Here is a 1,060-nt window from a genome sequence, read left to right as displayed (position 1 = left end):
GGAAATCGATCCGGACGTGTTTGGTGAGGAGCTTGCGTCTTCCGCATATGATACTGTCGACCGTATCGCGGTCGTGGCAGCTATCCTTACAAAATAGCGGTGCAGTCCAGTCAGAGGAATCTGGGGAGTTGAAGCTCTTCGCCGATGCGGTGAACCTCAAATTCATCTACTCGGTGAGCGAAGACGGCAACAAGGAATACCGCACCACCGGCCGCCGTATCTCGGCGGGTGTGAGAGCGCGCTTTTGATAAGGGGGCAGGCGCGGCGTGCGACGCACGCTGCGCCTGTAATTAAGGCTGGGATGGTGATCGCGGCGCAATGGGATTGCCGCTACCGAAGCGCCTAATCTGAGGGGCGCTACCTTAACATCTGCGGGTCGGCACCAACTACGGCAGCGGTCCGCGCCCAGTTCAATCAGCGTTGCTTCTTGGTGATGGTCGCGGTGAAGTCCGGGTCCTTGTTCGCCACCCAATCGACGAACTTGCGTACATTTGGATTGTCCAGCAGGCCCGCCACTTCCATACCGTGGCGCTGCAACTCGGAATTGGTGAAATTGGCGATCAGCGTCTGCTGACAGATCGAGTGCATCGGAACGACATCGCGCCCACCCCGACTCTTCGGCACAGGATGGTGCCAGACGATGGTCTTGCCGGTGGGCCGGCCGCAGAGCCAGCAAAGCGTGGGTGCAGCCGGAGCTTCATCCTCACGCGGTAGATGGTCATAGGGATCGTATTTCGAGTTCTTGCGGGCCATGGTCGATCCAACTGACTGTATTATCATCGGGCTATAGCGATGCGAATGGCCGTATCACATTGGCAATCATCTCGCCGGCAGATTGGGAGAGTGATGACAGATCCGTCGAAACCATGGAATGGAGAGCAAGTCCGCAAATGGCTTGAGCGCCGGTTGGAGATATCGCGGCTGGATCAGGCGGCGGCTGACCAGCCCCCACCGAGTGGTCCGAGCGGATTGTTAGTGCATTGACGCTTCCATCTCCAGTGTTGGCCGTAGGTGGAGCGAAGCGGAACCGGAGGGCGACACTGGAGATGGGACGGCCTCC

At 58.9% G+C, this 1,060-nt stretch carries 1 protein-coding gene and 1 pseudogene; both read right to left on the bottom strand.

The genetic code is table 11. From position 1 onward, the window contains the following. Positions 1-414 precede the first annotated feature (414 nt). Complete coding sequence (locus M9978_RS22975; protein WP_254297495.1) at positions 415-753, bottom strand: hypothetical protein; 339 nt, start codon at positions 751-753, stop codon at positions 415-417. A 219-nt stretch (positions 754-972) separates the two neighbouring features. Further along, positions 973-1,060, bottom strand: a pseudogene (locus M9978_RS22970) (integrase catalytic subunit); the annotation flags it as partial.

It is taken from the genome of Sphingomonas tagetis, assembly GCF_024211275.1.
Lineage (GTDB): Bacteria > Pseudomonadota > Alphaproteobacteria > Sphingomonadales > Sphingomonadaceae > Sphingomonas > Sphingomonas tagetis.
This window is presented reverse-complemented; position numbering and strand designations above follow the sequence as displayed.

What these genes read in the sequence shown, in the direction of transcription:
- M9978_RS22975 (WP_254297495.1), bottom strand. Translation starts at nt 753, where the DNA reads ATGGCCCGCAAGAACTCGAAATACGATCCCTATGACCATCTACCGCGT.